Annotated in this window: 3 rRNA genes; all 3 read left to right on the top strand. The window is 57.0% G+C overall.

Annotated elements, in window-relative coordinates:
* Window positions 1-31: 31 nt before the first annotated feature.
* The 3 genes from QMO76_RS35120 to rrf all read left to right on the top strand — a co-directional run bounded on the left by QMO76_RS35120 (window position 32) and on the right by rrf (window position 5,195).
* A 16S ribosomal RNA gene (locus QMO76_RS35120) occupies window positions 32-1,550 on the top strand.
* A gap of 318 nt (window positions 1,551-1,868) precedes the next feature.
* A 23S ribosomal RNA gene (locus tag QMO76_RS35115) occupies window positions 1,869-4,982 on the top strand.
* A gap of 96 nt (window positions 4,983-5,078) precedes the next feature.
* A 5S ribosomal RNA gene (gene rrf / locus QMO76_RS35110) occupies window positions 5,079-5,195 on the top strand.
* The 16S, 23S and 5S rRNA genes sit together here, the layout of an rRNA operon.
* Window positions 5,196-5,208 lie beyond the last annotated feature (13 nt).

The following is a 5,208-nucleotide window of genomic DNA, read 5'->3' as shown; positions in this document are numbered from 1 at the left end:
TTCCTTTGTGGGAGGGGTTGGTTGAGAGTCTTCAACGGAGAGTTTGATCCTGGCTCAGGACGAACGCTGGCGGCGTGCTTAACACATGCAAGTCGAGCGGTAAGGCCCTTCGGGGTACACGAGCGGCGAACGGGTGAGTAACACGTGGGTGATCTGCCTCGCACTCTGGGATAAGCCTGGGAAACTGGGTCTAATACCGGATATGACCGCGAATCGCATGGTTTGTGGTGGAAAGGTTTACTGGTGCGAGATGGGCCCGCGGCCTATCAGCTTGTTGGTGGGGTAACGGCCTACCAAGGCGACGACGGGTAGCCGGCCTGAGAGGGCGACCGGCCACACTGGGACTGAGACACGGCCCAGACTCCTACGGGAGGCAGCAGTGGGGAATATTGCACAATGGGCGAAAGCCTGATGCAGCGACGCCGCGTGCGGGATGACGGCCTTCGGGTTGTAAACCGCTTTCGACAGGGACGAAGCGCAAGTGACGGTACCTGTAGAAGAAGCACCGGCCAACTACGTGCCAGCAGCCGCGGTAATACGTAGGGTGCGAGCGTTGTCCGGAATTACTGGGCGTAAAGAGCTTGTAGGCGGTTCGTCGCGTCGATCGTGAAAACTTGCAGCTCAACTGCGAGCTTGCGGTCGATACGGGCGGACTAGAGTACTGCAGGGGAGACTGGAATTCCTGGTGTAGCGGTGAAATGCGCAGATATCAGGAGGAACACCGGTGGCGAAGGCGGGTCTCTGGGCAGTAACTGACGCTGAGAAGCGAAAGCGTGGGTAGCGAACAGGATTAGATACCCTGGTAGTCCACGCCGTAAACGGTGGGCGCTAGGTGTGGGTTTCCTTCCACGGGATCCGTGCCGTAGCTAACGCATTAAGCGCCCCGCCTGGGGAGTACGGCCGCAAGGCTAAAACTCAAAGGAATTGACGGGGGCCCGCACAAGCGGCGGAGCATGTGGATTAATTCGATGCAACGCGAAGAACCTTACCTGGGTTTGACATACACCAGAAAGCGGCAGAGATGTCGCCCCCCTTGTGGTTGGTGTACAGGTGGTGCATGGCTGTCGTCAGCTCGTGTCGTGAGATGTTGGGTTAAGTCCCGCAACGAGCGCAACCCTTATCTTATGTTGCCAGCGCGTTATGGCGGGGACTCGTGAGAGACTGCCGGGGTCAACTCGGAGGAAGGTGGGGACGACGTCAAGTCATCATGCCCCTTATGTCCAGGGCTTCACACATGCTACAATGGCCGGTACAGAGGGCTGCGATACCGTGAGGTGGAGCGAATCCCTTAAAGCCGGTCTCAGTTCGGATCGGGGTCTGCAACTCGACCCCGTGAAGTTGGAGTCGCTAGTAATCGCAGATCAGCAACGCTGCGGTGAATACGTTCCCGGGCCTTGTACACACCGCCCGTCACGTCATGAAAGTCGGTAACACCCGAAGCCGGTGGCCTAACCCCTTGTGGGAGGGAGCTGTCGAAGGTGGGATCGGCGATTGGGACGAAGTCGTAACAAGGTAGCCGTACCGGAAGGTGCGGCTGGATCACCTCCTTTCTAAGGAGCATCTGCTCAGGCGCCTCGAAGAGTCGAGAGTGACTGTGCCAGAGCCGTTTCGGACTCACATGTAGTCCGGCGGAGCTCATGGGTGGAACGCTGACAACCTCACCGCATCAGCGAGGAGTGCATGCTCCGAGCGTGGTGATATATCGACACACTGTTGGGTCCTGAAAGAACAGACGTTCTTTCCAGGCAAGAAGACGATCCACTCGGATCTTCGTTGGTACCGCCGGGCGTGCTCGGGACTGGCTTCGAAATTCAGGTTTGGGTGGGTGTGTTGTTTGAGAACTGCACAGTGGACGCGAGCATCTTTGTTTGTAAGTGTGTAAGAGCGTACGGTGGATGCCTTGGCACCAGGAGCCGATGAAGGACGTAGGAGGCTGCGATAAGCCTCGGGGAGCTGTCAACCGAGCTGAGATCCGAGGATGTCCGAATGGGGAAACCCGGCACGAGTGATGTCGTGTCACCCACGCCTGAATATATAGGGTGTGTGGAGGGAACGTGGGGAAGTGAAACATCTCAGTACCCACAGGAAGAGAAAACAATTGTGATTCCGTGAGTAGTGGCGAGCGAAAGCGGATGAGGCTAAACCGTGTAGATGTGATAGACGGCAGTCGTTGTCTGTGCGGGGTTGTGGGAACATTCTTCTCAGTTCTGCCGAGCTGAGCGACAGTCAGAAAAGATCGCGTTAGCTGAATTGGTCTGGGATGGCCAACCGTAGACGGTGAGAGTCCGGTAGGCGAAAACGTGTTCTCTGTTGTGGATGTCTCCCGAGTAGCAGCGGGCCCGTGAAATCTGCTGTGAATCTGCCGGGACCACCCGGTAAGCCTGAATACTACCTGGTGACCGATAGCGGACTAGTACCGTGAGGGAAAGGTGAAAAGTACCCCGGGAGGGGAGTGAAATAGTACCTGAAACCGTGCGCTTACAATCCGTCAGAGCCTTCCCTTTGGGGTGGGGTGATGGCGTGCCTTTTGAAGAATGAGCCTGCGAGTCATCGGTATGTGGCGAGGTTAACCCGTGTGGGGTAGCCGTAGCGAAAGCGAGTCCGAATAGGGCGTCTGAGTCGCATGCTATGGACCCGAAGCGGAGTGATCTACCCATGGCCAGGGTGAAGCGACGGTAAGACGTCGTGGAGGCCCGAACCCACTTAGGTTGAAAACTGAGGGGATGAGCTGTGGGTAGGGGTGAAAGGCCAATCAAACTCCGTGATAGCTGGTTCTCCCCGAAATGCATTTAGGTGCAGCGTCACGTGTTTCACGCCGGAGGTAGAGCTACTGGATGGCCTAGGGGGCCTACCAGCTTACCGAAGTCAGCCAAACTCCGAATGCCGGTGTGTGAGAGCGTGGCAGTGAGACTGCGGGGGATAAGCTTCGTAGTCGAGAGGGAAACAGCCCAGATCGCCGGCTAAGGCCCCTAAGCGTGTACTAAGTGGAAAAGGATGTGGGGTCGCAGAGACAACCAGGAGGTTGGCTTAGAAGCAGCCATCCTTGAAAGAGTGCGTAATAGCTCACTGGTCAAGTGATCCTGCGCCGACAATGTAGCGGGGCTCAAGTACACCGCCGAAGCCGCGGCACTCAGACATTAATTCTGCTTTCGAGCCAGGAGTCTGGGTGGGTAGGGGAGCGTCGTGTAGCCAGGGAAGCGGCAGGGTGACCTAGTCGTGGAGGCTGCGCGAGTGAGAATGCAGGCATGAGTAGCGAAAGACGAGTGAGAAACTCGTCCGCCGAATGACCAAGGGTTCCTGGGCCAGGTTAATCCGCCCAGGGTGAGTCGGGACCTAAGACGAGGCCGACAGGCGTAGCCGATGGACAACGGGTTGATATTCCCGTACCCGTGTATCCGCGCCCAATGGCGAATCAGTTGTGCTAAGTGCCCAAATCCCGAAAGACCACCTTCGGGTGGCTGGAGGGGGCTGCGCACGACCCTGATTGTAGTAGTCAAGCGATGGGGTGACGCAGGAAGGTAGCTGGGCCAGGTGATGGAATACCTGGTGTAAGCCGGTAGGGCGAGACGTAGGTAAATCCGCGTCTCATATGGCCTGAGAGGTGATGCGTAGCCGATTGAGGCGAATTCAGTGATCCTATGCTGCCGAGAAAAGCCTCTAGTGAGTTGGTACACGGCCCGTACCCCAAACCGACACAGGTGGTCAGGTAGAGAATACCGAGGCGATCGAGAGAACTGTGGTTAAGGAACTCGGCAAAATGCCCCCGTAACTTCGGGAGAAGGGGGACCACGGCTGGTGACGGCTCTTGCAGCTTGAGCTGGTGGTGGTCGCAGAGACCAGAGAGAAGCGACTGTTTACTAAAAACACAGGTCCGTGCGAAGTCGTAAGACGATGTATACGGACTGACGCCTGCCCGGTGCCGGAAGGTTAAGAGGACCGGTTAGCGCAGTAATGCGCGAAGCTGAGAATTTAAGCCCCGGTAAACGGCGGTGGTAACTATAACCATCCTAAGGTAGCGAAATTCCTTGTCGGGTAAGTTCCGACCTGCACGAATGGCGTAACGACTTCTCTGCTGTCTCAACCACAGACTCGGCGAAATTGCATTACGAGTAAAGATGCTCGTTACGCGCGGCAGGACGAAAAGACCCCGGGACCTTCACTATAGCTTGGTATTGGTGTTCGGTACGGTTTGTGTAGGATAGGTGGGAGACTGTGAAAGCGGCACGCTAGTGTTGTGGGAGTCGTCGTTGAAATACCACTCTGATCGTATTGGACTTCTAACCTCGGACCCTGATCGGGTTCAGGGACAGTGCCTGGTGGGTAGTTTAACTGGGGCGGTTGCCTCCCAAAATGTAACGGAGGCGCCCAAAGGTTCCCTCAGCCTGGTTGGCAATCAGGTGTCGAGTGCAAGTGCACAAGGGAGCTTGACTGTGAGACAGACATGTCGAGCAGGGACGAAAGTCGGGACTAGTGATCCGGCACCGGCATGTGGAAGCGGTGTCGCTCAACGGATAAAAGGTACCCCGGGGATAACAGGCTGATCTTCCCCAAGAGTCCATATCGACGGGATGGTTTGGCACCTCGATGTCGGCTCGTCGCATCCTGGGGCTGGAGTAGGTCCCAAGGGTTGGGCTGTTCGCCCATTAAAGCGGCACGCGAGCTGGGTTTAGAACGTCGTGAGACAGTTCGGTCTCTATCCGCCGCGCGCGTTAGAAACTTGAGGAAGGCTGTCCCTAGTACGAGAGGACCGGGACGGACGAACCTCTGGTGTGCCAGTTGTTCCGCCAGGAGCATGGCTGGTTGGCCACGTTCGGAAGGGATAACCGCTGAAAGCATCTAAGCGGGAAGCCTGTTCCAAGATGAGGTTTCTCACCCCTTCGAGGGGGTAAGGCCCCCAACAGACCATTGGGTTGATAGGCCAGAACTGGAAGCGCGGTAACGTGTGGAGGTGACTGGTACTAATAGGCCGAGGACTTACCAACAACGATGTTACGCGTCCACTGTGCGGTATCTGAAACAACACACACACGCTCGAACCCCTGTGTGGGGTGTTCGTGGTGTGGACAGTTTCATAGAGTTACGGCGGCTATAGCGGTGGGGAAACGCCCGGTCCCATTCCGAACCCGGAAGCTAAGGCCACCTGCGCCGATGGTACTGCACTCGACAGGGTGTGGGAGAGTAGGACACCGCCGGAACATCCTTCGCGAA

Origin of the sequence: Nocardia sp. CC227C (assembly GCF_030767025.1) — a bacterium.
Classification (GTDB): Bacteria; Actinomycetota; Actinomycetes; order Mycobacteriales; family Mycobacteriaceae; genus Nocardia.
This window is presented reverse-complemented; position numbering and strand designations above follow the sequence as displayed.